28 protein-coding genes are annotated in these 24,905 nt (G+C 69.7%); 10 read left to right on the forward strand and 18 right to left on the reverse strand.

The window, feature by feature from the left end; translation table 11 throughout:
- The 5 genes from pheT to AB0I12_RS41125 all read right to left on the reverse strand — a co-directional run bounded on the left by pheT (position 1) and on the right by AB0I12_RS41125 (position 6,845).
- Positions 1-2,574, reverse strand: coding sequence for a phenylalanine--tRNA ligase subunit beta (gene pheT, locus AB0I12_RS41105; protein ID WP_359941447.1), 2,574 nt, complete (start codon positions 2,572-2,574; stop codon positions 1-3).
- Positions 2,574-3,683, reverse strand: a complete 1,110-nt coding sequence (gene pheS, locus AB0I12_RS41110) for a phenylalanine--tRNA ligase subunit alpha (RefSeq protein ID WP_359941450.1) — start codon at positions 3,681-3,683, stop codon at positions 2,574-2,576. The genes pheT and pheS overlap by 1 nt, the downstream gene beginning before the upstream one ends.
- Positions 3,684-3,831: 148 nt before the next feature.
- Entirely contained in the window at positions 3,832-4,830 is a 999-nt protein-coding gene (locus AB0I12_RS41115) for a type IV toxin-antitoxin system AbiEi family antitoxin domain-containing protein (protein ID WP_359941453.1), read from the reverse strand.
- A gap of 81 nt (positions 4,831-4,911) precedes the next feature.
- Positions 4,912-5,259, reverse strand: coding sequence for a hypothetical protein (locus tag AB0I12_RS41120; RefSeq protein ID WP_359941456.1), 348 nt, complete (start codon positions 5,257-5,259; stop codon positions 4,912-4,914).
- A gap of 71 nt (positions 5,260-5,330) precedes the next feature.
- Positions 5,331-6,845 carry an MFS transporter gene (locus AB0I12_RS41125; RefSeq protein ID WP_359941459.1) on the reverse strand — a complete coding sequence of 505 codons (1,515 nt, stop codon included), beginning with the start codon at positions 6,843-6,845 and terminating at the stop codon, positions 5,331-5,333.
- 58 nt (positions 6,846-6,903) lie between these two features.
- Here AB0I12_RS41125 and AB0I12_RS41130 point away from each other — a divergent pair, with 58 nt between their 5' ends.
- Positions 6,904-7,608, forward strand: coding sequence for a TetR/AcrR family transcriptional regulator (locus AB0I12_RS41130; RefSeq protein ID WP_359941462.1), 705 nt, complete (start codon positions 6,904-6,906; stop codon positions 7,606-7,608).
- On the opposite strand, the gene AB0I12_RS41135 is transcribed toward AB0I12_RS41130, so the two are convergent.
- The 5 genes from AB0I12_RS41135 to infC all read right to left on the reverse strand — a co-directional run bounded on the left by AB0I12_RS41135 (position 7,598) and on the right by infC (position 10,756).
- A complete protein-coding gene (locus AB0I12_RS41135; RefSeq protein WP_359941465.1) occupies positions 7,598-8,494 on the reverse strand; it encodes a CehA/McbA family metallohydrolase in 897 nt (298 codons plus the stop codon). The two genes, AB0I12_RS41130 and AB0I12_RS41135, sit on opposite strands and share 11 nt — an antisense overlap.
- On the reverse strand, positions 8,491-9,294 hold the full coding sequence (locus AB0I12_RS41140; RefSeq protein WP_359941468.1) for an RNA methyltransferase: 804 nt from the start codon (positions 9,292-9,294) through the stop codon (positions 8,491-8,493). Before AB0I12_RS41140 ends, AB0I12_RS41135 begins: the two co-directional genes overlap by 4 nt.
- A 20-nt stretch (positions 9,295-9,314) precedes the next feature.
- The gene (gene rplT, locus AB0I12_RS41145) at positions 9,315-9,704 is read right to left on the reverse strand and encodes a 50S ribosomal protein L20 (protein WP_131296281.1); all 390 of its coding nucleotides are present in this window, start codon (positions 9,702-9,704) and stop codon (positions 9,315-9,317) included.
- A 97-nt stretch (positions 9,705-9,801) separates the two neighbouring features.
- Entirely contained in the window at positions 9,802-9,996 is a 195-nt protein-coding gene (gene rpmI / locus AB0I12_RS41150) for a 50S ribosomal protein L35 (protein WP_184842517.1), read from the reverse strand.
- A gap of 82 nt (positions 9,997-10,078) precedes the next feature.
- Positions 10,079-10,756 (reverse strand): translation initiation factor IF-3, encoded by a 678-nt coding sequence (infC, locus tag AB0I12_RS41155; protein WP_355475946.1) that lies wholly within the window; start codon positions 10,754-10,756, stop codon positions 10,079-10,081.
- A 296-nt stretch (positions 10,757-11,052) separates the two neighbouring features.
- Between infC and AB0I12_RS41160 the strand changes: the two genes are divergently transcribed.
- Complete coding sequence (locus tag AB0I12_RS41160) at positions 11,053-11,469, forward strand: DUF1844 domain-containing protein (protein WP_359941473.1); 417 nt, start codon at positions 11,053-11,055, stop codon at positions 11,467-11,469.
- Positions 11,470-11,503: 34 nt separating this feature from the next.
- The gene (locus AB0I12_RS41165) at positions 11,504-12,481 is read left to right on the forward strand and encodes an aldo/keto reductase (RefSeq protein WP_359941476.1); all 978 of its coding nucleotides are present in this window, start codon (positions 11,504-11,506) and stop codon (positions 12,479-12,481) included.
- Here AB0I12_RS41165 and AB0I12_RS41170 read toward each other — a convergent pair.
- On the reverse strand, positions 12,466-12,840 hold the full coding sequence (locus tag AB0I12_RS41170; RefSeq protein WP_359941479.1) for a MerR family transcriptional regulator: 375 nt from the start codon (positions 12,838-12,840) through the stop codon (positions 12,466-12,468). The genes AB0I12_RS41165 and AB0I12_RS41170 overlap by 16 nt on opposite strands.
- 53 nt (positions 12,841-12,893) lie before the next feature.
- Here AB0I12_RS41170 and AB0I12_RS41175 point away from each other — a divergent pair, with 53 nt between their 5' ends.
- Positions 12,894-13,754, forward strand: a complete 861-nt coding sequence (locus AB0I12_RS41175; RefSeq protein ID WP_359941482.1) for a phosphotransferase — start codon at positions 12,894-12,896, stop codon at positions 13,752-13,754.
- Positions 13,755-13,871: 117 nt separating this feature from the next.
- Positions 13,872-14,261: a hypothetical protein gene (locus AB0I12_RS41180; protein ID WP_359941485.1), complete on the forward strand. Its 390-nt coding sequence runs from the start codon at positions 13,872-13,874 to the stop codon at positions 14,259-14,261.
- 53 nt (positions 14,262-14,314) lie between these two features.
- Here AB0I12_RS41180 and AB0I12_RS41185 read toward each other — a convergent pair whose 3' ends face one another.
- The 3 genes from AB0I12_RS41185 to AB0I12_RS41195 are packed head-to-tail and all read right to left on the reverse strand — an operon-like array spanning position 14,315 to position 17,396.
- Positions 14,315-15,226, reverse strand: a complete 912-nt coding sequence (locus AB0I12_RS41185) for a carbohydrate ABC transporter permease (RefSeq protein WP_359941488.1) — start codon at positions 15,224-15,226, stop codon at positions 14,315-14,317.
- A complete protein-coding gene (locus AB0I12_RS41190) occupies positions 15,223-16,101 on the reverse strand; it encodes a sugar ABC transporter permease (RefSeq protein WP_359941491.1) in 879 nt (292 codons plus the stop codon). The genes AB0I12_RS41185 and AB0I12_RS41190 overlap by 4 nt, the downstream gene beginning before the upstream one ends.
- Positions 16,101-17,396, reverse strand: coding sequence for a sugar ABC transporter substrate-binding protein (locus AB0I12_RS41195; RefSeq protein WP_359941494.1), 1,296 nt, complete (start codon positions 17,394-17,396; stop codon positions 16,101-16,103). Before AB0I12_RS41195 ends, AB0I12_RS41190 begins: the two co-directional genes overlap by 1 nt.
- Positions 17,397-17,479: 83 nt before the next feature.
- On the opposite strand from AB0I12_RS41195, the gene AB0I12_RS41200 reads away from it, so the two are divergent.
- Positions 17,480-18,496: a LacI family DNA-binding transcriptional regulator gene (locus AB0I12_RS41200; RefSeq protein ID WP_359941497.1), complete on the forward strand. Its 1,017-nt coding sequence runs from the start codon at positions 17,480-17,482 to the stop codon at positions 18,494-18,496.
- 39 nt (positions 18,497-18,535) lie between these two features.
- Positions 18,536-19,699, forward strand: a complete 1,164-nt coding sequence (locus AB0I12_RS41205) for a glycosyl hydrolase (RefSeq protein ID WP_359941500.1) — start codon at positions 18,536-18,538, stop codon at positions 19,697-19,699.
- A gap of 112 nt (positions 19,700-19,811) precedes the next feature.
- On the opposite strand, the gene AB0I12_RS41210 is transcribed toward AB0I12_RS41205, so the two are convergent.
- Positions 19,812-20,528, reverse strand: a complete 717-nt coding sequence (locus AB0I12_RS41210) for a TetR/AcrR family transcriptional regulator (RefSeq protein ID WP_359941503.1) — start codon at positions 20,526-20,528, stop codon at positions 19,812-19,814.
- Positions 20,529-20,668: 140 nt separating this feature from the next.
- Between AB0I12_RS41210 and AB0I12_RS41215 the strand changes: the two genes are divergently transcribed.
- A complete protein-coding gene (locus AB0I12_RS41215; protein WP_359941505.1) occupies positions 20,669-21,094 on the forward strand; it encodes a DUF1707 domain-containing protein in 426 nt (141 codons plus the stop codon).
- A 1-nt stretch (position 21,095) separates the two neighbouring features.
- On the opposite strand, the gene AB0I12_RS41220 is transcribed toward AB0I12_RS41215, so the two are convergent.
- The gene (locus tag AB0I12_RS41220; RefSeq protein WP_359941507.1) at positions 21,096-21,590 is read right to left on the reverse strand and encodes an SseB family protein; all 495 of its coding nucleotides are present in this window, start codon (positions 21,588-21,590) and stop codon (positions 21,096-21,098) included.
- 88 nt (positions 21,591-21,678) lie between these two features.
- Between AB0I12_RS41220 and AB0I12_RS41225 the strand changes: the two genes are divergently transcribed.
- The gene (locus AB0I12_RS41225; RefSeq protein ID WP_359941510.1) at positions 21,679-22,170 is read left to right on the forward strand and encodes a hypothetical protein; all 492 of its coding nucleotides are present in this window, start codon (positions 21,679-21,681) and stop codon (positions 22,168-22,170) included.
- Positions 22,157-22,831 (forward strand): hypothetical protein, encoded by a 675-nt coding sequence (locus AB0I12_RS41230; RefSeq protein WP_359941513.1) that lies wholly within the window; start codon positions 22,157-22,159, stop codon positions 22,829-22,831. The genes AB0I12_RS41225 and AB0I12_RS41230 overlap by 14 nt, the downstream gene beginning before the upstream one ends.
- Here the strand turns inward: AB0I12_RS41230 and AB0I12_RS41235 are convergent.
- Both AB0I12_RS41235 and AB0I12_RS41240 read right to left on the reverse strand, forming a co-directional pair.
- Positions 22,810-24,489 carry a DUF6596 domain-containing protein gene (locus tag AB0I12_RS41235; RefSeq protein ID WP_359941516.1) on the reverse strand — a complete coding sequence of 560 codons (1,680 nt, stop codon included), beginning with the start codon at positions 24,487-24,489 and terminating at the stop codon, positions 22,810-22,812. The two genes, AB0I12_RS41230 and AB0I12_RS41235, sit on opposite strands and share 22 nt — an antisense overlap.
- A complete protein-coding gene (locus AB0I12_RS41240; protein ID WP_359941672.1) occupies positions 24,489-24,824 on the reverse strand; it encodes a YciI family protein in 336 nt (111 codons plus the stop codon). The genes AB0I12_RS41235 and AB0I12_RS41240 overlap by 1 nt, the downstream gene beginning before the upstream one ends.
- Positions 24,825-24,905: the final 81 nt, after the last annotated feature.

A 24,905-nucleotide genomic window follows, 5' to 3' on the forward strand; every position in this document is an offset into this window, starting at 1 on the left:
TCAGCCGACCCGCTGAACGGCGCCGAACCGGTCGACCGTGACCTGGACCGCGGCCTGCCGGGCGTCGGCGACCTCGTTCTCCTTGAGCGTCCGGTCCGGCGCCCGGAACCGCAGCGCGAACGCCAGCGACTTCTTGCCCGCCCCGATCTGCTCACCGGTGTACACGTCGAACAGCCGCACCGACTCCAACAGCTCGCCCGCACCCTCGGCCAGCGCCACCTGCACGTCCGCCGCCGCGACCTCGGCCGGGACGATCAGCGCGACGTCCTCCTTGGCCACCGGGTACGACGAGAACGGATGCGCGGTGATCGACTCCGGACCCGCCGCGATCAGCGCCTCCAGATCCAGCTCGGCCGCACTCGACCGGGCCGGCAGGCCGAACGCCTGGCAGACCTTCGGGTGCAGCTCGCCCGCGTGCCCGACGACCTTCCCGTCGACCGAGAACTCCGCACACCGGCCCGGGTGCCACGGCGCGAGCTCGGCGTTCTTCACGACCGGCGCGACACCGACCGCGGACGCGATCAGCCGCGCGATCTGTACGGCGTCGGCCCAGCCGGCCGGGCGGCCCTTGCCCCACCAACCGGTCGGGGTCAGCGCACCGGTCAGCACCACGCCGACGTGCAGCGGCTGGTCCGGGAGCGCGTCGTACAGCGACTGGACCTCGGCGTTGCTCGGCCGGTGCTCGACCGACGGGAGCGGCGCGGGCTTCGTCTCCGGCTTCGGGTGGAAGACCAGGCCGGTCTGGAAGATCGCCAGGTCGTTCGCGCCGCGGCCGACGTTGCGCTCGGCGGTCCGGAGCAGCGTCGCGAGCAGCGTGGTCTGCATCGACGGCTCTTCGTCGGACAGCGGGTTGACCAGCTTGACCGTCGTACGGCGGGAGTCGTCGGCCGGGATGCCCATCGCGTCGAAGTCGGCCGCACCCGTGAACGGGTACGAGACGACCTCGGTCAGCCCCGCGCCGACGAGCGCGGTCGCGACCTTCCGCCGGCGCTTCTGGGACACGGTCAGCCCCTGCCCACCCGGCGCTGGCGGCAGGATCGACGGCACATTGTCGTACCCGAACAGCCGGATGACTTCCTCGGCGAAGTCGTTGGGGTCCCGAAGGTCAGGCCGCCACGAAGGCGGCGTCACCGTCAGCAGGTCGTCCCCCTCGATCCGGGTGGAGGCGACAGTGGTGGTGCCGGCCTCGGCCAGCGCGGGAGCGTGCGCACCGGCAGCCAACGGAGCGGCGACCGCATCCGCCGCGGCAACCTCGATCGTGCAGCCCACGGACTCCAGATGCCGGACCGTTTCCTCGACGGTGATCGGGGCGCCTGCCACGCGGGCCGCGTGGTCCGCGCGGAGCGTGACCGGCGACGGCTGCGGGTGGGTGTCGACGACGGTCTCCTCGGCGAGGATCGTGCCGCCGGCGTACTCGGCCAGCAGGTCGGCGACGCGCTGCGCGGCGTACCGCGGCAGGTTCGGGTCGACCTCGCGCTCGAACCGGCGCGACGCCTCCGACGACAGCTTGTGCCGCCGCGACGCCCGCGCGATCACGATCGGGTCGAAGTGCGCGGCCTCGATCACCACGTCCGTGGTGGCCTCGGAGATCTCGGTCGACGCGCCGCCCATCACCCCGGCGATGCCGATCGGGCCGGAGTCGTCGGTGATCAGCAGGTCCTCGGCGTCCAGCTCGCGCGTCTGGTCGTCGAGCGTCATCAGCTTCTCGCCGGCGTTCGCCCGGCGGACGACGATCTCGCCGGACAGCCGCGCCTTGTCGTAGCCGTGGATCGGCTGGCCCAGCTCGAGCATCACGTAGTTCGTGACGTCGACGCCGATCGAGATCGGCCGCATCCCGGAGGCGAGCAGCCGCTTCTGCATCCACCGCGGCGACAGCGACTTGGCGTCGATCCCGGTCACCGTCCGCGTGACGAACACGCTGCACGCCTTGGCGTCGTCCACCCGCACCGGATACCCGCCCTCGCCGGACCCGTTCAGCGGCAGGTCGGCCGGGTCCTTCAGCGGCACGCCGTACGCCGTGGCGGCCTCGCGCGCGACGCCCCGGATCGACAGGCAGTACCCACGGTCGGGCGTCACCGCGATGTCGAGCACGTCGTCGCGCAGCGCCAGCAGCTCGATCGCGTCGTCGCCCGGGGTGGCCTCGCCCGGCTCCAGCACGACGATGCCGTGCGTGCCGTCGTCGCCGAGACCGAGCTCGGCGCTGGAGCAGATCATGCCGTTGGACACGTGGCCGTACGTCTTGCGCGCCGCGATCGCGAACCCGCCGGGCAGCACCGCACCCGGCAGCACGACCACCACGAGGTCGCCGACCTCGAAGTTGTGCGCACCGCAGACGACCCATTGCGGCTCGTCCTTGCCGATGTCGAGCGAGCACCAGCGGATGGTCTTGCCGTTCTTCTGCGGCTCGTTCTCGTACGTCAGCACCTTGCCGACCACGAGCGGACCGGTCAGGTCGGACTCCTCGACCGTCTCCACCTCGAGACCGGCCCGGATCAGCTGCTCCGCGACCTGGCGGCCGGTGACGTCACCCGGCAGGTCGACGTACTCACGAAGCCATGACAGTGGGACCCGCATCAGATCTCCATCCCGAACTGGCGGCTGAACCGCAGGTCACCCTCGACCATGTCCCGCATGTCCTCGACGCCGTTGCGGAACATCAGCGTCCGCTCCAGGCCCATGCCGAAGGCGAAACCGGAATACCGATCGGTGTCGATGCCGCAGGCCTGCAGGACCCGCGGGTTCACCACGCCGCAGCCGCCCCACTCGATCCAGCCCTCGCTGCCGCAGGTCCGGCACGGGCGGTCCGGGTTGCCGACCGACGCGCCGCGGCAGACGAAGCACTTCAGGTCCACCTCGGCCGACGGCTCGGTGAACGGGAAGAAGTTCGGCCGCAGCCGGGCCTCGAGGCCCTCGCCGAACATCGAGACGACGAAGTGGTCGAGCGTGCCCTTGAGGTGTGCCAGCGTGATGCCCTCGTCCACGACCAGACCCTCGACTTGGTAGAAGACCGGCGTGTGCGTCGCGTCCAGCTCGTCGGTGCGGAACACCCGGCCCGGGCAGATCACGTAGATCGGCGGCTTGCGGGTCAGCATCGACCGCGCCTGCACCGGCGACGTGTGCGTCCGCAGCACCTTGCCGGAGCCGGCCGGCTCGACGAAGAAGGTGTCCTGCATCTGCCGCGCCGGGTGGTCGGGCTGGAAGTTCAGCGCATCGAAGTTCAGCCACTCGGCCTCGACCTCGGGACCCTCGGCGACGTCCCAGCCGAGCGCGGTGAACACGTCCGCGACCTGCTCGGAGATCAGCGACAGCGGGTGCCGCGCGCCGAGCTCCGGGGTGTGCCACGGCAGCGTCACGTCGACCCGCTCGGTGGCCAGCATCTGCTCCTCGTGCTCGGCTTCGAGCACTGCGAGCCGGGACGCGAACCCCTCGTTGATCGCCTTCCGGGCGGCGCCGATCCGCTGGCCGGCCTCCTTGCGGGCCTGCGGCGGCAGCGCGCCGATCTCCCGGTTGGCCAGCACGATCGGCGACTTGTCGCCGAGATGGGTGGACTTGGCCTCCTGCAGGGCGGCCAGATCGGCCGCCCCGGTGAACGCCGCCAGCGCCTCGTCGCGGGTCCGCTCCACCTCTTCGGCGTGCAGCGGCGTCACTTCGACCGGGTCGTAATCAGTGTTGGGACCGGACATGGCTCGCTCTCGGGTTGGTACGTCTGCGGATTGCAGTCTAGAAACCCCAGCCCCAAGACCGTGAATCGGCCGTCCACAATCCCCTCCCCGCATCCCGGGTCGGGGAGGATCTTGCCCCCGTATCGGGACGAGATCCTCCCCGGCCCGGCTAGGTGACCGGGCAGGTGGCGGAGCATGCACGGGGGGTGCCCGTCCAGCCGCGGAGGCGTAGGGCGGCGACAACTTGTGCGGCTGCGGCACACGGTTCGCCGACCAAGTGGTACCCGAATCGCAGCGTCAGCTTCCCGGACATCGCGGCGGCGTTGTCCCGGGTCATGTCACGCCAGCGGCTGGTCGTCTCCGCATGGCCGATCTGACCATCCAGTTCGACGAGTACGCCGTACGGCGAGTACTCGTTGTCCCGGTAGACGACAGCACCCCCCTCGACGGCGCGGACCTGCCGACGCGCTCGCGGTAACCCGTGCGCGCGCTCGACACGTCGGAGGTACGCCTGCTCGAGGAACGACTGCACACCCTCGGCCGCCTCGCCCAGGATCCGCCGGAGGATCCTGCGGCCGGGTAACTCCGGGAGCGAATCCAGTTCAGCCAGCAACCGGACGGCTGTCGTGCGGCGCTGCCGGCACGCATCGAACAGTACGGCGGCCCGCCGCGAAACATCCTGCTCAGCGCCGGCGGTCACCAGCAGCGCGACCTCCAATCGCACGGCCGGCGGTTCGCGGGACGCCTGTACGAGCGCGGACAGGTGCCGGTGGCGCGTGACAACGACTCCAGATTTCGGCTCGACCCGGCGCGCGTGCGGTACCGCGACGTGGATCCGCTCGTCCGACCAGCTCCCGGCAACGCCGTACCGGCGGAGCGCGCTCGTACCCGTCAACGCCGCTCCCGGTCCACAGGCCAGCAACGCCGCCCACATCCTCGTCTCCCACGGCAGTGGCCCAGTGAAGTCGACGTACACGCCTACATGAACCCGCTGCAACTGCCGCGCCCGCCGACGCCCGAGCAACACCTTGTCGGTGATTCCGTGAGCCATCGCCTGCGCCCGGGTGAACGCCCCCGCCTGCCGCGCCCGCAACTCCGCGAACGCCCCGTACCTCTCGCGACTGACTTCCACGCCCAAGAACATGCACGCGCCGTACCACTCCGCCATCGCCCACTTCTCCCCTGTGGACAGCGAGCTCGGGGAGGATCCCTTCCCGATTCGGGACGAAATCCTCCCCATGCCAGGCAATCAGCTAGGGCCCAGGCGGTGCCGGGCGCGGGTGGCCGCGACCAGGAGGCCCAGGCCGGCGACGAACGCGCCGACGCCGATCGGGAGGTAGAAGGACGGGTCGTCGACGGCGCCGGGCGGCGGCAGCCACGACGGCTGGCCGGCGCGCGGCTCGGCCCGGAGGAGGAAGACTGCCCCGGCCAGGTCGTAGGCGACCGCCAGGACGATCGTCGCGACGGCCAGGCCCCGGGCCCATTTCAGGACGTACCGGTTCCCGCGCGAGCGGCCGCTCAGCATGACTCCGAGGGCGATCGGGAGCAGCAGGAGCATCGCCATCATGACCAGATTCGCGATCTCCTGCTCAGTCACGGCCCGCCGACCAGAACTGGTGCCGGGTCGACGGGTCGATCAGCCACCGTCGCGTCATACCGCAAATGCTGTCAGTGCACCGGGTCGTCCACCGACTGTACGGCGTCCTGCACCTTCTTCTCGCCCTTCGGCAGGATGGCCAGCGCCACGACCGCGCCGGCGACGGCGCCGATCGCGCCGACCGTCATCGCGATCGACATGGCGTCGACAAAGGCGTGCTTGGCGGCGGCGAGGAAGTCCGGGCCGAGCGCGAGCGTGTCCGCGATGGACTTGCGCGCCGCCTCCGGGACCGAGTCCGGCAGGGCCGACGAGTACGCCGCGGCGAGGACACTGCCCAGCACGGCGACCGACAGCGCGGCACCTGTCTGCTGGACGGTGTCGTTCATCGCCGAGCCGACCCCGCGGTGGTCCGGCGGAACGGCCTGCATCAACAGCGTGTACGCCGCCGGGCCGGCCAGGCCGCCGCCGACGCCCATCACCAGCAGGCCGACGATCAGCAGCCCGTATCCGGTCGAGTCGGACACCTGGGTGAGGATCGCGAAGCTGCCCGCGATGATCAGCAGACCCAGCGAGATCAGCGTCCGGTCCGCGATCTTCTTCCCGAGCGTGGCGCCCAATCCGTTGAACAGCGCCGCCGACACGGCGTACGGGATCAGCGCGAGCCCCGCCTTCAGCGGCGAGTACCCGAGCGCGAACTGCAGGTACTGCGTCAGCGCCAGCAGCAACCCGCCCGCGGTGAACGACAGCAGCACGATCGACAGACTCGTCCCGCTGAACCGCCGGTCCTTGAACAGCGCCAGCGGCACCATCGGGTGCGCGCTGCGCTTCTCCCACAGGGCGAACGCCGCCAGTGCGACGACGCCGACGGTCAGCGCACCGAGCACCCGGGCGGATCCCCAGCCGTGCAGCGGGATCGACACGATCGCCCACACGATCGACGCCATCCCGACGATCGTCAGCACCGCGCCCGCCGGGTCGACGGCGCGCGCCGGGCCCTTCGACTCCGGGATCAGCGCCAGCGTGCCGATGATCGCCAGGATCGCGATCGGCACGTTCAGCCAGAAGATCGAACCCCACCAGAAGTGGTTCAGCAGGACGCCGCCGACCGTCGGGCCGGCCACCACGCCCACCATCGCGACCATCGACCAGCCCGCCATCGCCTTGCGCTGCTCGTCCGGCGGGAACACCGTGAACAGCAGCGACAGCGTGCTCGGCATCAGCAGCGAGCCGCCGACGCCCATCAGGCCGCGGCAGGCGATCAGCTGCCACGGATTCTCGGCCAGGGTCGCGAGCAGCGACGCCACGCCGAAGATCACCAGTCCGAGCAGCAGCATCTTCCGCCGGCCGAAGCGGTCCGACAGGCTTCCGGCGGTCAGCAGCAGCCCGGCGAAGGCCAGGATGTAGGCGTCGATCACCCACTGGATGTCCGCGGGCGTCGCGCCCAGGTCGCGCATCAGCGACGGGATCGCCAGGTTCAGGACGGTGTTGTCGACGACCAGCACCATCAGGCTCAAGCAAAGGATCAACAGGATCCACCAGCGACGAGGGTGCCCCTCGGTGGTGGACTCGAACGGTGTACTAGTCACTCGCACACTGTACGACCTACTCGAACGGCGTGCGAGTCCTTTTTGTAGGATGGGTGTCATGAAGGACTGGATCTGGACCCGGGAGCGCAAGGCCTCCCCCGCCCGGGAGACGCTCAGCCGGGAGCAGATCGTGGCCGCCGCGATGACGATCCTCGACACCGACGGCGTCGCCGGGCTCAGCATGCGCAAACTGGCCGCGAAGCTCGACGCCGGCGCGACCAGCCTGTACTGGCACGTGCCGACCAAGGACGACCTCGTCGACCTGCTGATCGACGAGGTCTGGGGCGAGATCGACGTACCCGAGCCGGAGCTCGCCGGATGGCGGGCCGGCGCGCTGCTGTTCGGGCACAGCCTGCGGTCCGCCGTCCTGCGGCACCCGTGGCTGCCCGAGGTGATGTACACCCGCCCGAGCATCGGCCCGAACGCGATGTCGCTCGGCTCCCGCGGCCTGGTGCTGTTCGGCGCCGCCGGGTTCACCGAGCACGAGATCGATCTGGCGATGAGCAGCGTCATGTCGTACGTCCTCGGCACCGTCAGCGCCGAGGTCGCGACCCGCGAGATGGTCCGCAAGTCCGGCTGCTCCGAGGACAACTGGGTCACCGAGATGGTCGAACAGGCCGAGGCCGTCGCCGGCGACTACCCCGAGATGCAGGCCTCCGTCCGCCGCCGCACCGCCGTAGGCCTCGACGCCGGCCTCACCCAGAACTTCGTCTTCGGCCTCGACGCCCTCCTCGACGGCCTCGAGGCCCGCGTCAAACGCTGACCGGGTAGATCGGGTTCGTCCAGGCTCGACGGCCGGACGCATCTTCGACCGTGACGCGGCAATGGGTCGCGCGGAAAAGCCTCAGGGGGAACGTGGCCTCGGTGAGGTCGGTGCCCTCGGCCCACTCGGCGCCGGGGTGGCCTCCGCTCAGGAGGATCTTGGCCGCGGGTGAGCACTGCACCGTGATCGTGTCGCCTTCGATGCGTACGTCGTACAGCTCGGGGCCGGTGCTGGAGTAGAAGTGGCCGGCTTTCAGAGCGGTGAGGAGAGCGTCGGGCTCGAGGGATTCAGCGCGGACCCGGACCCAGGCCTGGCACGATGGCGGGTCCTGGGGCTGCAGATGCGCGTCGTCCGCGGCGTACGTCGTGAGCCGGTGGCCGCGGTTCAGCAGGACGTCGGCGAGGTGCCAGCTGTCGCCGCGGTTCTCGCGGTCGGAGAGCGCGTTGTAGACCTCGATGGAGTGCGCCGCGTCGAGGCTCTCGGCGTCGGCCGCGGTCAGGAGGGACGCTGACGGGTGGGCCATGCCGACGAATGCGCCGGCGGAGCGGGCTCGGCGGGCCAGCTCAGGACCGGTTTCAGAGGCGGACGGCGGCGCGAAGTCCAGCGGGAGACCGACTGCGACGATGTGCCATTGCTGGCCTGCTTCGGTGCGCGGGGCGTGCAGTTCGGCGCCGATGATCGTGGTGAAGCCGGCTGTGCGGAGGTCTCGGGTGTCGCTGATCGGGAAGCCGTACTCGGCGCGGAAGTGGTCGGTGATCGACACGAAGTCGTAGCCGGCGCCGCGGTACACGTCGGCGGTCTCGGCCGGGGTCAGCGCTCCGTCGGAACGGTTCGAGTGGGTGTGCAGGTTGCCACGCCAGAACCGTCCCGGCAGGTCGAAGATCATCGGCGCTGCTCCCGGGCGGACGCGTAGAGACAGATGGCCGCGGCGGTGGCCAGGTTCAGGGACTCGGCGCGGCCGTAGATCGGCACCTTGACCGAGTGGTCGACGAGCGCGTTGATTCCGTCCGGCAGACCGTGCGCCTCGTTGCCGAACAGCCACACGGTGGGTTTCGCGAGGGTGCCGTCGTCGATGCAGGTGTCCAGATCGGTCGCGCCGTACCCGTCGGCGGCGAGCACCTGCAGGCCCTGCTCACGCCAGGTGCGGACCGCCTCGCCGAGGTCGACGTCCGTGCTGATCGGCACATGAAAGATGCTGCCGACGCTGGCCCGGACCGCCTTCGGGTTGTGCGGGTCGACGGATTCGGTCGTCAGTACGACGGCATCGGCGCCGGCAGCGTCCGCCGTCCGAATCAACGTACCGACATTGCCGGGGTCGCGGACCTGGACGCCGGCGGCGACGAGCTGCAGGGAGCCGGCCGGCAGCGGGACGGTCACCAGCGAGCAGACGGCGACGACGCCCTGCGAGGTGACGGTCTCGCTCAACGCCTCGACGGCGGCACGATCGACCTCGAACCACGGGACCCCGGCGGTCACGGCGAGGTCGTGGAGATCGCGATGCCGGGTCGCGACGGCCGGCTCGGCGTACACCTCGACGACGAGCTCGCGGTGCTCCAGCGCCTCCCGGACAGCCTGCGGGCCCTCGACCAGGAAGCGTCCGGACTTGCGCCGGAACGAACGAGTGGCGAGCCGCCGAGCCTGCTTGATCCGCGCGGATTGCGCGGTCAACAGACCGGGACTCGCCACTTCGCAGCTACGGGTGGTGCTCAGGCCGCGTCGGTCTTCGGCGCGTTCACGTCCGCCGGCAGGGCGGCCTTGGCCACCTGCACGAGCGCGGAGAACGCGGCCGGGTCGTTGACCGCCAGGTCGGCGAGGATCTTGCGGTCCACCTCGACCTCGGCCAGGCGCAGGCCCTGGATGAAGCGGTTGTAGGTCAGGTCCTCGGCGCGGACCGCGGCGTTGATGCGCTGGATCCACAGCTTCCGGAAGTCGCCCTTGCGCGCCTTGCGGTCACGGTAGGCGTAGACGAGCGAGTGGGTGACCTGCTCCTTGGCCTTGCGGTACAGCCGCGAGCGCTGACCGCGGTAGCCGCTGGCCTGCTCGAGTACGACCCGGCGCTTCTTGTGGGCGTTGACTGCCCGCTTCACGCGTGCCATGAGGTGTTACTCCTTGTATTTCTGCGCCGGAGCCGGACGGAGTCCACTCGGCGGGGGATGTTCGGGGGGTGGGGCGGGGAGGGGGGCGAAAGCTGGCTCAGATGCCGAGAAGCTTCTTGGCCTTCTTCACGTACGCCGGGGCGACCTCGACGGTGCCGGACAGGCGGCGCTTGCGCTTCGAGGTCTTCGCCTCGGCGAGGTGGCGGACACCGGTCTGCTCACGACGGATCTTGCCCGACCCGGTGACCCGGACCCGCTTCTTCATCCCCGAGTGGGTCTTCATCTTCGGCATGGCTGTTCAGCTCCTGGTTGTTTCTTCGTTGACTCGAACTTCGGTGCGACGGCTCCGGCCCGTCACGAGCCGGAGCGTGACGTCACTCCGGGTCGAGGTTGTCGGCCGGACCCTTCGGCTTCTTGGTGACACCGGCGGCGCGCTGGGCCTCGTGGGCCTGAGCCTGCTCGGCGCGCTCCTGGCGCTCCGCCTGCTCCTCGGCCTCGCGCTCGGCCTTCCGCTGCGCCTTCTCGGCTTCCACGTCCACGCGCGCCTCGGACTTCTTCTTGTGCGGTCCGAGCACCATGATCATGTTCCGGCCGTCCTGACGCGGCGAGGACTCGACGAAGCCGAGCTCGCTGACGTCCTCGGCGAGCCGCTGCAGCAGCCGGAAGCCGAGCTCCGGCCGGGACTGCTCACGACCGCGGAACATGATGGTGATCTTGACCTTGTCCCCGGCCTTCAGGAACCGCACCACGTGACCCTTCTTGGTCTCGTAGTCGTGCGGGTCGATCTTCGGCCGCAGCTTCATCTCTTTGATGATGGTGTTGGTCTGGTTCCGGCGGGACTCGCGCGCCTTCTGCGCGGTCTCGTACTTGTACTTGCCGAAATCCATCAACTTGCAGACCGGAGGCCGTGCGGTCGCCGCGACCTCGACCAGGTCGAGGTCGGCCTCCTGGGCCAGCCGCAGTGCGTCCTCGATCCGGACGATGCCTACCTGCTCACCGTTCGGTCCGACCAGCCGCACCTCGGGAACGCGGATGCGCTCGTTGACGCGCAAATCAGTGGTGATGGGTCCTCCTGGGTTGAACTCGTACTGGATGCCACCTCGTGATCACCGCGAGCCCCCTGGAAAACACGAAGGCCCTCGTGCGATCACACGAAGGCCCAATTCCCAGCGGTACGACGTCCCGACCCGGGCGGGTGGTACGCCGTACTGTTGACCGGGACCCGCCGACTGTTCATCGACTGGGTGGGAGGTGGCCCTCCGCTTAGACTCGAACGGCTGGCGAACCTGAGGTATTCCACTCAGGGGTCACCAACAGACCGGGTCGGTCGCCGTGCAAGAGTAGCAGCATGACCGACGCAGATGCCACTTCACAGCCTGCCCCCCACCAGGACGCCCAGTCTGACCCCCAGCCGGGCCCGCTCTCGACCGCGTCCCGCGACATCGCCGAGGTCCCCGCCGTGGAGATCATCTCCACCGCCGCGCTGCACCTGATGAGCGCCGCCGCCGTCAACCTCGGCCTGGCCGCGGACCTGCCGGACCACAAGGACCTCGACGAGGCCCGCTCGCTGATCGACTCGCTGGCCGGTCTGCTCGACGCCTCCGCCCCGGCCCTCGGCCACCACCACGCCGCGCCGCTGCGCGACGGCCTGCGCTCGCTCCAGCTCGCGTTCCGCGAGGCCAGCAGCATCCCGGACGAGCCCGGTCAGGGCCCTGGCGAGAAGTACACCGGCGCGGTCTTCCCCTCGGCGACGCACAGGTCTTGAGCTGGAGCGCGGTCCAGCTCCTAGCGTCGGGGAGATGGACTACAGGAACCTGGGAACGACCGGCCTGAAGGTCAGCGAGCTCTGCCTGGGCGCGATGATGTTCGGCGACCGGACCGACGAGCAGGACAGCCGCAAGATCCTCGAGACGTTCACCGACGCCGGCGGTACGTTCATCGACACCGCCGACGTGTACGGCGCGGGCGCGTCCGAGGAGGTGCTGGGACGATGGCTGAAGACGCAGCGGCGCGAGGACTACGTCATCGCGACGAAGGTCTACTGGCCCACCGGCCCGGGCCCGACCGATCAGGGCCTGTCGCGTAAGCACGTTCTCGACGCGGTCGACGCAAGCCTGCGCCGGCTCGGAACCGACTACATCGACCTGTACCAGCTCCACCGCTGGGACGACAGCACTCCCCTCGGCGAGACCTTGTCGACGCTGGACAGCCTCGTGCAGGCTGGCAAGGTCCGCTACATCGGCGTCAGCAACTTCCGCGGCTGGCAACTGCAGAAAACCGTCGACCTGTGCGCGCAGAACGGATGGCAGCCACTCGCCAGTCTTCAGCCCCTCTACACCCTGCTGGACCGCTCACCCGAGTGGGAGCTGCTCCCGGTCTGCCAGAACGAGGGTCTCGGCGTCATCACCTGGTCTCCCCTGCGTTCGGGCTGGCTGTCCGGCGCGTTCCGGCGCGGCATGACCGCACCGCCCGCGGACAGCAAGGTGTCCACGCCCGGCACCCACGACTGGGATCGGTACGCGAACGAACGCACCTGGCGCGTCATCGACGAACTGACGGCGGTTGCGGCCGAGACCGGGCACACGATGCCGCAGGTCGCGGTCCGCTGGCTGATGCAGCGGCCCGGCGTGACGGCACCGATCATCGGTCCGCGGACGCCGGCGTACCTCGACGACCTGCTGGGCGCCGCGGACTTCATCCTGGCCCCGGAGCACCAGGAGCGGCTCGACGACGCCAGCCGGCCGGAGCCGGTGCCTTACCCCTACTTCTTCGACTGACCGTCCTGGGCGCCGTAGTAGGCGATCTTGTCGTCCAGTACGCCGAGCGCGAGGTTCATCTTCGCAACCTCGTCGCGCAGCCGGGCCCGGTGCTCCTCGAGCAGTTCGACCAAGCCTGTCGGGCCGCTCGAGCGGTCCCGCATGCGGCCCATGAACTGCTGGAGGTCACTGATCCCCAACCCCGCGTTGCGCAGGCACACCAGGAGGCCGACCCACGCCACGTCATGGTCGCTGTAGACACGGCGTCCGGCGGTGTCCCGGTGGACCGGACCGAACAGTTCCAGGCGTTCGTAGTAGCGCAAGGTGTCCAGGCTCAGACCGGTGCGCTCGGAGGCCTCGGCCGGTGCGTACGTAGTCATGCCCTCCATCCTCCGACCTGGAGTGCACTCCAGGTCAACTACTGTCGGGTGTCGTGAGTCCTGACGGCGTACCCGCTCCGGTGGCGAAGCTCGACGCACAGCAGTTGCTGCGGGACGTCAACGACGCCACCGGCGCCGGACTGGAGTTCCTGGGGCAGGCCGCGGCGGGCGAGGTCGGGGCCGCGTTCGTGCGGTGGCCGGACGGGCGGGACGGCGTCCTCACCCGCGGATTCGGCTCGGCGGCCGACCTCTGGCGTACGGCGGAGGTCCTCGACGCGGCGCGGCAGGACGGCCTGCCCGTCCCGCGTTACGACTTGCTGGCCGAACTTCCCGGCAGCGTCGGTGTCGTGCAGGAGCGCCTGCCGGGGCAGGTGCCGCAGACGGTCGACCAGGCGCTGCTGGAGTCGATGATCGCGCTGACCGACCAGTTCGCCGACCGGGGCGGAAGCCTGCCGGTCCCGTCGCTGTACCTGCTCGAGAGCGGCCCGGGCTTCTGCCTGCACGAGTCGCTCCAGGTGTACGACGACCGCACGCGGAAACTCCTGGACCGCCTGCATGAGATCGGGCGCGCCGAGCCGGGCGGCATGGCGGGCGACGACCTCGTGCACCTCGACTTCCACACCGGCAACGTGCTGACCGACGCCGGCCGGATCACCGGGATCGTCGACTGGGACGGGATCGGGCGCGGCGATCGCCGGTTCGCCCTGGTCACGTTGCGGTTCGACGCGCACGTCCGGCTGCCCGGCGCGGACCTGGCGTGGTTCGACGACCTCCTGGAGACCAGGCTCGACCCCGCCGTACTGCGCCTCTACTGGGCCCACATGACGCTCCGCCTGGTGGACTGGTCGATCCGCCACCACACACCCGCAGACACCGCCCGCTGGCTCGACTTCGCCGAACCGCGGCTGCACTGATCAACCCTTTTCGGCCCAGCCCGAAACTGGATCGAACACCCTGCCTGCACAGGGTCATCGCCCCTACCTTCGACAGTGAGACCTCCGACCGGAGGTCACCACTCGGGAGGGACAAAGATGCGCAAGATTGCTATGACTGCTGCCGGCATCGCCGCCGCTGTGATCGGTACCGGGATGGCGCTGGCGCCGACGGCCAACGCGGCGTCGACGGCGTCGGCAGGGGCCGCGGCGACCATGGGCACGACGGCGACCTGCCCGTCGGGCGCCGTGTGTCTGCGGGAGCCGAACGGCAGCATCCTGAGCAAGAACATCTGGTACAGCTACGGCGCGCACAACCTGCAGAACGTGACCGGCTACAAGGTCCTGATCAACAGTCAGACCGGTGGCGCCGGCTTCCAGATCTGCAAGGGCTACAACGGCACGAACTGCTACCCGGTGCAGCGCTACACCGGTGAGTACGCGTCGTACGACTTCACGCCGATCAACTCGATCGTGCTGGTGAAGTAGTCCGGCAGCACGCGACCGGGCTCCGGCCACCGCGGGGCCGGAGCCGGGTCGCGTCAGCCCTTGACCGCGCCTTCCTCGACGCCCTTGAAGAAGAAGCGCTGCAGAGTGGCGAAGACGATCACGATCGGGATGAACGCGATCATCGTGCCGGCCGCGATCAGCCGGGGGTTGTTGCTGAACGTGCCGGACAGGTACTGCAGGCCGACGGTCAGCGTGTACTTGTCCGGATCGGTGAGCACGATCAGCGGCCAGAGGAAGTCGTCCCAGGCGCCGATGAACGCGAAGATCGCGATCACGCTGATCGTCCCGCGCACCGACGGCAGGCCGATGTACACGAACCGCTGCCACGCGTTCGCGCCGTCCACGATCGCCGCCTGGTCGACCTCGAGCGGCAGCGCCCGGAACGCGTTGTACATCAGCAGCACGTTGAGGGCGCCGATCATGCCCGGCAACGCGACACCGAACAACGTGTTCGCCAGCCCGAACTCCCGGACCGTCACGTACTGCGAAATGATCGTGACCTCACCCGGCAGGACCAGCGTCGCGAGGAACAGGCCGAGGACGATCTTGCGGCCGCGGAACTGCAGCCGGGAGATCGCGAACCCGGCCAGCGACGCGCCGACGATGTTGCCGCCGACCACCAAGAACGCGACCACGAGCGAGTTCCGCGCGTAGTCCCAGACCGGGATCGTGTCGGTGACCGCCTTGTAGTGGTCGAACGTCGGTTGCGCCGGCAGCAGCCGCGGGATCCGGGTGTAGATGTCCTCCCCGGATCCCTTCAGCGACGTCGACAGCTGCCAGAGGAACGGCCCGATCGTGATCAGCAGCACGAACACCAGCAGGACGTACCGCGCGACCTTCTCCCGCGGCGAGACCGAGTTGAACCCGAACGATCCCTTGCGCCGGACGGGCATCGGCGCCTCCGGAGCAACGGCCGGACGCGCCGGATCGGTGACAACACTCATGCTTCTGCTCCCCGGCGGTTGAGACGGGCCAGCACCAGCATCGGGACGACCGTGACGAAGAACAGCACGATCGACAACGCGGACGCGTACCCGAGGTTGCCCTCGAAGCCCTGGCTGTACTGCTGGATCAGCATCACCACCGAGTTGTCCCGGCCGCCCGGTCCGCCCTTGCCGCCGCTCAGGATGAACAGCTCCGAGAACACCCGCAGCGCGGACACCGAGATCAGGATCGAGATCAGGATCATCGTCCCGCGGACGCCCGGGATCGTCACGTGCAGGAACCGCCGCAGCGGCCCGGCGCCGTCGACCGCGGCCGCCTCGTGCAGCTCGCGCCCGACGTTCCCGAGAGCGGCCAGGTAGATGATCATGTAGTACCCGAGCCCTTTCCAGATCGTCAGGCTGATCGCGCTCAGCAGCAACAGCCACTGGTCGGACAGGAACGGCAGCGGCCCGGAGATGACCCCGAGCTTCTCGGCCAGCCCGTTGACCAGGCCGCGGTCGTCCAGGATCCACTGCCAGATCAGCGCCACCACGACCGCCGACGCCACCACCGGTGTGTAGAACGCGGTCCGGAAGAACGTCATCCCGGGCAGCTTCTTCTCCACGAGTACGGCGAGCAGCAGCGGAAGGACGGTCAGGAACGGCAGGCAGACCACCATGTAGATCACGCTGTTCAGCAGCGCCCACCGCAACTGCTCGTCGTGCAGCAGGGTCTCGAAGTTCTTCAGGCCGACGAAGGTCCCGCCACCCAGCGGCTTGGCGTTGGTGAACGACAGGATGACGGTGTTGATCGACGGCCAGAGGTTGAAGACCAGCAACCACGTGAGTGCTGGGATCACCAGCACCCACGGGGTGAACCACCGGTTGGAACGCATCACTGGGTCAGCAGCTGGTTGGCCTTGGCCACCGCGGCGTCGAGGGCTGCCTGCGAGGAGATCTTGCCGGAGATCGCCAGCGAGATCTGCTGCCCGATGAAGTCGTTGGTCGCGCCGCTGATCACCGGCGGCTGCAGCACCTTGGCCTTGGCCAGCGACTCGAACGCGAGCACCTTCGCGTCACTCTCCGGCGTGCCGTCGGACTTCGAGAAGTACGGGTCGGACGCGGACGCCTTGGTGGAGGGGAAGATGTTCACGATCTTCGCGAACGCGGCCTGGTTCTCGGCGTTCGTGACGAACCGGGCGAGCGCGATTGCCGCAGCCTGGTTCTTGGTCTTGGCCGAGACCGACAGCCCCTGCACGTACAGCGGCGGGGTGTCGAGCGCCGGAGACGGGACGACCTTGCCCTTCAGCGACGGGTTGTCCTTGTTGAAGTCCTGGATCGCGTTGCCGCCACCGGTGGTCCAGGCGACCTTGCCCTGGGTGAAGAGCTTGGAGTTGCCCAGGTACTCGTTGGTCAGGATGTCGCGCGGCATGTACCCGGCCTTGTAGGCGTCGCGGTACTTGTCCAGCAGCGCGGCGGCCTCGGGCGTGTTGAAGACGAACTTCTTGCCGTCTTCGGACAGGATCTTGACGCCGGCGTTGGTGAAGTCACCGATACCAGGCAGCCGGCTCATCAGGTATTCCTTGCCGCCGGTCTTGTCGTGCATCGTCTTCGCGGCCGCGAGCAGCTCGTCGAAGGTCTTCGGCGGGTTCTTCGCGTCCAGGCCGGCCGCGGCGAACTTGGTCGCGTTCCAGTAGTCGATGTCGGTGTTCAGGTACCACGGGTAGCCGAAGGTGCCGTCCATGCCCTGGTACTGGTACGCCTGCACGCCGCCCTCGACGTACTCCTCGCTCAGCTTCGGGTCCGCGGCGGCCACGTCGAGCAGCATGTTCTGCTTGGCCAGGCTCAGGGCGAAGTCGGGCGGCAGGTTCGTGACGTCCGGGAGCTGGCCGGCCGACGCCTGGCTCAGCACCTTCTTGTCGTAACCGTCGCCGGGCTGGTCCAGCCAGGTGACGTGCGTGCCCGGGTACTTCGCCTCGAACGCCTTGATCACGCCTTCGACGTACGACGTGAACTTCGGCTTCAGCGCCCAGGTCTGGAAGCTGACCTCACCGGTCACCTGGGCGTTCGCGTCGACGGTCGGCTTGGCACCGCCGCTGCCGCCGGAATCCTCGGAACCGAGGCCGCATCCGGCGAGGGTGAGAGCGGCGGCGGCAAGACTGGCCACGAGCGCCGAACGGCGTCTACGCATGGGATCTCCTGGATTTGATAAACCGGTATAGCTCCCGAACTATCCACATCGTAGAATCCGCTGTCAAGGGCAGGAGGTACGAGATGGCGAGACCGACGATCGCGGACATCGCGACCAGGGCCGGGGTGTCCAAGGGCGCGGTGTCGTTCGCGCTGAACGGACGGCCGGGTGTCAGCGACGCGACCCGGGAGCGGATCCTGAAGATCGCCGAGCAGATGAGTTGGCGGCCGCACAGCGCGGCGCGCGCGCTCGGTGCGTCGCGAGTCGACTCGGTCGGCATGGTGATCGCGCGGCCGGCCCGGACGCTCGGCGTCGAGCCGTTCTTCGCGCACCTGCTGTCCGGCGTCCAGTCGGGCCTGTCCGCGGAGTCGATCTCGCTGCAACTGCTGATCGTCGAGGACACCGCGGCCGAGATCGAGGTGTACCGGCGCTGGACGTCGGAGCACCGGGTCGACGGCGTGATCCTGGTCGACCTGACCGTGAAGGACCCGCGGGTCGAGGCACTGAAGGCGCTCGAACTGCCGGCCGTGGTGATCGGCGGCCGCGGCGGCAAGGGCGCGCTGGCCTCGGTCTGGGCCGACGACCGGGACGCGATGCTCTCGATCGTGGAGTACCTGGCCGCGCTCGGTCATCGCCGGATCGCCCACGTCGCCGGTACGCCGAACTTCCAGCACACCCAGCGCCGGATCCGGGCCCTCCGCGACGCCGCGCCCCGGCTCGGGCTGGTCGACGCACCCTCGCTGACCACGGACTTCAGCGACGCGGAGGGCGCCGCGATCACCCGTAAGCTGCTCTCCCAGCCGGACCGCCCGACCGCGATCGTCTACGACAGCGACGTGATGGCGGTGGCCGGGCTCGGCGTCGCGATGGAGATGGGCGTGTCGGTCCCGGGCGACCTGTCGATCGTCGCGTTCGACGACTCGATCCTCACCCAGCTCATGCACCCGGCGCTGACGGCGCTGTCCCGCGACACCTTCGACTTCGGCCGCCAGGCCGCCGAGGTGCTGCTGCAGACCATCGCCGACCCCGGCACGGTGATCAACCGCCGCTCCGCCGACCCGGTCCTGACCGTCCGTGAGTCGACCGCTCCCCCGGCCTGATGTTGCCCTGACGGCCTAAACCGATTTAGCATCCTCCGCATGGCTTCGGAGACCGTCGTGCCCAGGTTCGGTGCGAACTACGTGCCCTCGGCGGGATGGTTCTACAGCTGGCTGGATTACGACGGCGACGCGGTTCGCCGGGACTTCGCGGACCTGGCCGGGCTCGGCCTGGACCACGTCCGGGTGTTCCCGGTCTGGCCGTGGATCCAGCCGAACCGGGCGATCATCCGCGAGCGCGCGATCGCCGACCTGCTGGACACCATCGACGCGGCCGCCGAGCACGGGCTGAGCGTCGCGGTCGACCTGATCCAGGGGCACCTGTCCAGCTTCGACTTCCTCCCGTCGTGGGTGCTGACCTGGCACAAGAGCAGCCTGTTCGAGGACAGCACGGTCCGCGACGGCCTCACGGCGTACGTCGACGTCGTGGCCCGGGCGGTCGCCGCGAAGCCGAACGTCTTCGCGATCACGCTCGGCAACGAGGTCAACAACCTCTGGCCGGACAGCCCGACCACGCCGGAGGCCTCGACCGCGTGGGCGCAGGCCCTGCTGGCCACGCTGAAGAAGGCCGCGCCCGGCGTCCTCGCGCTGCACTCGGTCTTCGACGACGCCTGGTACAAGGGCGACCATCCGTTCCACCCGGTCGACGCGGTGGATGTCGGGGATCTGACCACTGTCCACTCGTGGGTTTTCAACGGGGTCTCACGAGTGGACGGTCCCCTCGGCCCGGCCACCCTCACGCACGCCGACTACCTGATCGAGCTCGCGAAGTCCCTGGCGCCGGAGCGCCCGGTCTGGCTGCAGGAGATCGGCGTGCCCGGGCCTGACATCCCCGTCGAACTGCAGGCCGAGTTCACCAAGCGGACCGTTGAGACAGTCCTGGGCAACCCGGCGCTGTACGGCGTGACGTGGTGGTCCTCGCACGACATCGACCGCCGCCTGCTCGACTTCCCGGACCGCGAGTACGACCTCGGCCTGTTCACCGTCGACCACCGGCGCAAGCCGGCCGCCGACGCGCTCGCCGACCTGATCGCGACGGTGCGCGCGCACGGCGTACCGGCGCAACCACCCGCCACCACGCTGACCGCGCCGATCAACCTCCGCACGGAGCCCGCCCGCCGCGCGGAAGTTGCCCCCGGCAGCGAGTTCCACCTCCGGTGGGTCGAGGCCCGCACCGAGGGGCCGGTACGGATCGCGCTGCCTTGATCGTGTGCCAGGTCGACAGGACGTCTCGGCGCGCTGCGGCACCGACGCCCGCCGGCTGAGCGTGAGACCGGCCGACTGGTTGCGACACGTCCTGTCGAGATGACACACACACCTAGGACTGCTTGGCGATCAGTACCTCGATGCCGTCGAGGATGCGGGCCAGCCCGAACTCGAGGTCGTCGTCGAGCTCGTCCTCGTACTCGTGGTTGAGGTACAGCGACGTCAGCGTCGGGTAGCCGCCCTCGATCAACCGCGGCACCAGGAACTTGCCGACCTGCTCGGCCTGGACCGGCGTGGTATCACTCGCTCCGAGCTGACGGGCCAGGGTCGCGTAGTTCCGTGACCAGCCGTCCAGCAGCACCAGACAGCCGAGATTGTCGTGCTGGCTGAGCCCGGTTTCGGCGAGGGCCGCGAGCATCGCCTCGACCCAGCGCAGCAGGTTCGGCGTGACGGGCGCGCCCCGGATCGGTACGTCGAGCAGCCACGGGCGCTCGGCGTACAGCTTGACCTGCGCGTCCACCCACGCGATCGCGGCGGCGCGCCAGCCGGACGGCAGCTCGGGCGGCAGACCGACCGCCTTGTCGTGGACGAGCACGATCAGCTCTTCCTTGGACCGCACATAGCGGTACATCGCGTTCGTGGTGACGCCGAGGTGCGCCGCGATCCGCTGCAGCGAGACCGCCTCGAACCCGTACCGGTCGCCGAACTCGATGCCGGTGGCCACGATCTGCTCGATCGACAGCGCCGGCTTCGGCCCGCGCCGCTGCACCGGCAGCACACCCCACGACAGGGCCAGCCCCGGCGGCAGGTCCGCGTGGTCCTCGGTCATGTCTCCCATCCTGACGTACGCCGTGGCGGGCAGGACAGGGGTGTTAGCACCACCGCGGAAACGGGTCCTGAGCAGCGCGCGCCGAAACTGTGCAATCCATACGCTTTTTACATCGGAACCCGCTGAAAGGACCAACGACCATGAACACGATCCTCGAACCGCTGCTGACCCCCGACCAGGTCCAGCTCACCGACGCCGACCGGCGCGCGGCGATCTCCAAGCTGGAAAGCGCCGTCCGGCAGGCCGCGCTGACCCCGGCCCAGGCGAGCGACCGGCAGGACCGCGTGCTCGCGGCCCGGACCCGCGGCGAGCTCCGGATGATCCTCGCCGGCGTCGCGGACGCGGCCCCGCCGCGCGGGCTGACGACTGCGCTCCGTGTCGCGACCGGCGTCTGGCTGGTCACCTGTGTGGTGCAGTTCGTGGTCTGGGCGTCGCTGGCGATGTTCGGCCACTTCGACAGCCCGTGGTGGCTCTGGTCAGACCTCGGGCTCGGCGCGGTCGTCGCCATGTTGTGGTGGACGAACGAGTCCTACCACCGCAAGTCCGACGTACTGGTTACCCAGTGATCTACTCCGTGACCTCGACCCACGCGTAGCCGCCGTCTTCCAGCCGCACCACCTGGAAGCCGGCGGCCAGGCGGCGTACGTCGTCGGTCTCGATGACGCCCGCGGCCGGGCCGGCGATGTCCAGCACGATCGCGGCCGCGCCTTCCTGGATCGCCGCCGTGGCGACCAACTGCGCCTGGGCCGGCATCGGGCGCGCCTCCGGACTCCAGCGCGCCAGGCTCTCGGTGCCCGTGAACGCGAGCAGCGCGTTCCGCCCATCCTGGCCCTGGAGCAGCGCGACAGCCATGTCCGACGTCTTGTCGTGCGCCAGCCCGTTCTCGTCGTACTCCACCTCGCCGAGCATCGCGACGACCGGCACCAGCAGCCGTGCCTTGGTGAGCGCCGCGAGCACCGCTCCCCCGTCGCCGGTGGCGAGCGCGGTCGCCAGCGCCGGGTCCGCCGACCCGTCGTCGTCGTCGAACCCGGTGAACGCCAGTCTCCGCTGTGGTGGTTGCACGGGTTCATTGTCCCCGGACCGGGGTTTCAGGGGTCCGTCAGGGCTGTTCCCCTCTTGGATCGCGGTCCAACTGTGCGAGCCTGGGTATGTGCCTGACTTCAACGATTTGACGCTGCTGCCGTTCTGCGTAGGGCTCACGCTGCTCGGTCTGATCGGCTCGTGGGCCGCGTGGCGGCGCCGCGGGGTCGCGGCCGGCACACGCGGTGTGGCCTGGTCCCTGCTGCCGGTCTCGCTGTACCTGACCGGGCTGCTGGAGCTGGTCTGGGACGTGGTCCGCTCCTCCGTGAGCTGGGTCACGCACCTGATCTTCTCGCCGACCGTCTGGGCCGGTGTCGCGCTGTTCGGCGTCTCGGTCGTGCTGTACGTCGTGTCCGGTGTAGCCCGCGGCCGCGGTGGGAACCAGAAGAAGGCAGAGAAGAAGCCCGCCTCGCCCGCGGGAGAGCTGACGAGCACAGGCCCAGCGCCGGCGTCGGCCGCCACCGCCAAAGCTGCCAAGCCGTCAAAGGGGAAGGCGAAGCAGCAGGAATCGTCTGAGTTCGACGAGATCGAGGACATCCTGAAGCGCCATGGAATCAACTGACAAGGCCCCTGACCACGGCCCCACGCCCCTGACCATCGACTCGCTCCTGGACAACGTCCAGGCCGGATCACCCCATCTCGGCCGCACCCGGCTGATCGGCATCGACGGACCGGCCGGCTCCGGAAAGACCACCGTCGCCGCCCACGTCGAGGCCCGCGCGAAACTGCGCGACCTGAACACGTACGTCATCCACATGGACGACCTGTACGACGGCTGGACCGGTGCGGAGCGCGGCTTCGCCCTGCTCCGCGACCACGTCCTGCAGCGGCTGGCCGACGGCCGCGAGGGACGCTACCGGCGGTACGACTGGTACCAGGGCGCGTACGCCGAGCTGCACGTCGTACCGAGCACCGTCGATCTGCTGATCGTCGAAGGCGTCACCGCCTGCGACCGGGACGCGGCGCACTGGCAGTCGCTGCGCCTGTGGGTCGAGACGTCGAACGAGGTCCGGCTGGACCGCGGCATCGATCGCGACGGCGAGGCCCTGCGCGACCACTGGCTGGAGTGGATGCGCTGGGAGCGTGACCATTTCGCCGAGCAGGCCACCCGCTCCCGCGCCCACGTCATCGTCGACGGCAACCCGTCGACACCCTTCGACCCCGCGCTCGAGCTGGTCGCCACGTCGGTGGCGCTACCGCCTCACGACTCAGCCGCGTCCTGACGTCCGTCCCACGACCACTGGGTGACGACCTGGCCGTCGTCGATGTCCTCGGCGTTGTGCCGGTACATCGTGTTGAAGGTGGTCCAGGAGAAGTAGTCGTGCAGCACCGAGCGGACCCGCTCGTCGTCGATGCCGGCATCGACCAGCGCCGCGTCGAAGCAGTCGATCGCGCGATGGTTCATCTCGTCGTGTTCACCGTTCCCCGCGTGCCGGCGCTGGACGGATGCCTCGCTGCCGTAGGACTCGGTGTAGACGGACGGTCCGCCCAGGGCCTCTCCCCAGTACGCCGCGAGCCGCTCGGTGTGATCCGGCCGCGCCCCGCCGTGAAAGGCGTGGCTGACGACCTCGTCCGCCATCACCCGCTCGTGCCATGCCGCAGCCAGCCGCAGCATGCCGTCGGCCCCGCCCGCCGCTTCGTAAACGGTCTCCATGGCGTCAGTCTGCTGCAACGCGGCAAGCCGGTCACGGATCTGAGCTCGTTCCGGCTCGGAACCGGCCAGCGCAAGTGCGTGCTGGTAGGCGGTGATCGCCTCGGGCACCTGTCCGAGGCGCTGCAGGAGGTCCGCCCGCGCCAGCGCGAACGGGTGGTAGTCCTGGAGGCGGGGTTCGGCGGCGAGCTCGTCGAGGAGTTGGAGGCCGGCGGCGGGTCCGTCGCGGAGCGCGATCGCGGCGGCGCGGTTCAGCGCGACCACCGGGGACGGGTCGAGGTCCAGCAGGACGTCGTACAGCTGGACGATCTGCGGCCAGTCGGTGCCGGCGAAGTCGGTCGCCTCGTCGTGCACGGCGTTGATCGCGGCCTGGACGGCGTACGGTCCGGGCGGTCCGCCGGTGAGGGCGGCGACGACCAGGTCGCGCCCTTCGGCGATCATGTCGTGGTCCCAGCGGCCGCGGTCCTGGTCCTCGAGCAGCACGATCTCGCCGTCCGGGCCGGTGCGGGCGTCGCGGCGGGCGTGGATCAGCAGCATCAGGGCGAGCAGGCCGGTGACTTCGCGCGCGTCGGGGAGCAGCCGGTGCACGATGCGGGCCAGGCGGATCGCTTCCTCGGCGAGGTCCAGGCGTTGCAGGTACGGGCCGGCGCTGGCGGCGTACCCCTCGGTGAAGACCGAGTAGATCACCTGCAGGACACCGGGCAGCCGCTCCGGCAGCTCGTCCGGCCCGGGCACCCGGAACGGGATCCGCGCCTCCCGGATCTTCTTCTTCGCGCGGACGATCCGCTTCGCCATCGTCGCGGTCGGGACCAGGAAGGCCCGCGCGACCTCCGGCGTGGTCAGCCCGGCCAGGCAGCGCAGGGTCAGCGCGCCGCGGTCCTCCGGGGCGAGCGCGGGATGCGCGCAGGTGAAGAACAGCTGCAGCCGCTCGTCGGGCAGGTCGTCCCCGGCGGCCTGCGGCGCGGACCGGTCCGCCTCGACCTGCAGGATCGCGAGTTTGGCGGCGTACACCTGGTCCCGCCGGAGCCGGTCGACCGCCTTCCGCCGGGCGGTGGTCATCAGCCAGCCGCCCGGGTTCGGCGGGACGCCGTCGACCGGCCAGCGGGTGAGCGCCGTCTCGATCGCCTCCGACGTGACCTCCTCGGCCAGGTCGAGGTCCCCGAAGCGCCGGGCGAGCGCGGCCAGCAGCCGGCCGCGCTCCTCCCGGAAGACCGCCTCGACCTGCTCCATCAGAACTCGGCGACCGGCCGGACGATCACGGATCCGCCGCCCCGCGACCCCGGGCACTTCGCGGCCCAGTCGAGCGCGACGTCCAGGTCCGGTACATCGATCACGTAGAACCCGCCGAGCACCTCCCGGGTCTCCGCGAACGGCCCGTCGGTCACGGTCCGCCGGCCGTCGTTGGCCACCTCGACCCGGGTCGCGGTGACCAGATCGGCCAGCGACTCGGACGCGACCACCACGCCGGCGTCCTGGATGTCCTTGTCGAACCGCATCCAGTCCTCCGGCTCGCACCCCACCGGCGCGTCCTGCAGGTCCAGCTCACCGGCGTTGATCAGCAGCATGTACTTCACGTCGTACCTCCTGTCAGCGTGTCTACAGCATCACCACGAACGGGGTCGCTCCCGATGGACAGGTCGGTGAGG

It is taken from the genome of Kribbella sp. NPDC050459, from assembly GCF_040655315.1.
Taxonomy (GTDB): Bacteria; Actinomycetota; Actinomycetes; order Propionibacteriales; family Kribbellaceae; genus Kribbella.